Annotated in this window: 1 protein-coding gene and 1 pseudogene; both read left to right on the forward strand. The window is 50.4% G+C overall.

Annotation, left to right across the window (positions count from 1 at the left end):
• Positions 1-152 precede the first annotated feature (152 nt).
• Positions 153-1,388, forward strand: a complete 1,236-nt coding sequence (locus U8U68_RS21745) for a phage portal protein (protein WP_217958849.1) — start codon at positions 153-155, stop codon at positions 1,386-1,388.
• A pseudogene (locus tag U8U68_RS21750) lies at positions 1,339-1,590 on the forward strand (hypothetical protein); the annotation flags it as partial. The gene U8U68_RS21745 and the pseudogene U8U68_RS21750, both read left to right, overlap by 50 nt.

Here is a 1,590-nt window from a genome sequence, read left to right on the forward strand (position 1 = left end):
CACAACATGGAAACGCGGAAGTTCCGTCCGGTTAAAATCGAACAGCGGGCGCGCATTGACGGCTTTGTGTCCGTGATCGACGCAATGACCGTCCGGCAAAAATACTATAACGAAATCGGCGTAATGTTGAAAAATGCGGGGTGATTTGTCAAATGGGAGTGTTTGAAACTATTTTCCGGAAGCCGAAAAGCGATCTTGTGCCAACAGGCTATTTCAAAATGCTGAACGGGTACACGCCCGTTTTCACAAACGCGCCGGAAAGCGTCTACGAAATGGAGATCACGCGGGCGGCTATTCATTCGTTCGCGTCCTTTTGCAGTAAATTGAAGCCGGAAATATCGGGGAGCGCGAAGAAGCACCTTGAACGCACGTTGCAGTTTAAGCCTAACCCGTTTCAGGACACAACGAAGTTTATTTATCGCATGGCGACGATCCTTGCGGTGAACAACACCGCCTTCATTGTGCCAATAGAAGACGAATTCGGCGGCCTTGTGGGGTATTATCCCCTATTGCCGCAGAATTGCGAAGTGTTAGACGTGGGCGGTGTGCCATATTTGCGCTATACGTTCTCAAACGGACAGCGGGCGGCGATCGAGTTTGACCGCGTGGGCGTGCTGACACAATTTCAGTATTCAGATGATTTTTTCGGGGAAACAAACGCGGCCTTGCGCCCCACAATGCAGTTGATCCACACACAAAATCAGGGGATCATAAACGGCGTGAAGAATTCGGCTTCTATTCGCTTTCTGGCGAAAATTGCGAATATGCTTGCGCCGGAAGACATAGCGAAGGAGCGCAAACGCTTCACAGAAGACAACCTTTCCGCGGACAATCAAAGCGGCATGATTATCTACGATCAGAAATTTGCAGACGTGAAACAGGTTGATAGCAAGCCCTTCACGGTGAACGCCCTTCAAATGCAACAGATCAACGAAAACGTGTTTAACTACTTCGGGACTTGTCTTGAAATCCTGCAAAACAGGTATACCGAAGACCAATGGAACGCGTACTATGAAGGTAAAATTGAGCCGTTCGCCCTGCAACTTTCACTTGTTATGTCGAATATGACCTTTACGCCGCGGGAGATCGCCCACGGCAACGCAATCACGTTCACGGCGAACAGGCTTCAATACGCAAGCAATCAAACGAAGCTGAATATTTCCACACAGCTTTTTGACCGCGGGTTGCTGAACCGAAACGGCGTTATGGACATTTGGAACATGGCGCACGTAGAGGGCGGCGAAAAATACTATATCCGCAAAGAGTACACAGAAATTTCACAGCTTGGAAAGGAGGGGGCCACAAGTGCCGATAGTGAAGGATCGGGAATACCGGCAGATGGCGTTACCGCTGGCGACGGCGGCGACGGGGACGGCGAAGAGGTTTGACACGGATTTTTACGTTGAAGGCTTCGCCACAACCTTTGACACGCCGTATTTGCTGTATGAATACGACGGGGTGCAATATTTTGAAGTGGTAGACCGGAACGCCCTTGCGGGCGCGGATTTGTCCGACGTGATTATGCAGTACGATCACGCGGGCATGGTGTACGCACGAAACAAGATGGCAAAAAGCAAGCCGCCTTCCCTG

The organism is Acutalibacter intestini, assembly GCF_034334985.1.
Lineage (GTDB): Bacteria > Bacillota > Clostridia > Oscillospirales > Acutalibacteraceae > Acutalibacter > Acutalibacter intestini.

Bases quoted from the DNA above. Each gene is read 5' to 3' on its own strand.
- U8U68_RS21745 (WP_217958849.1), top strand. From the start codon at position 153: ATGGGAGTGTTTGAAACTATTTTCCGGAAGCCGAAAAGCGATCTTGTG.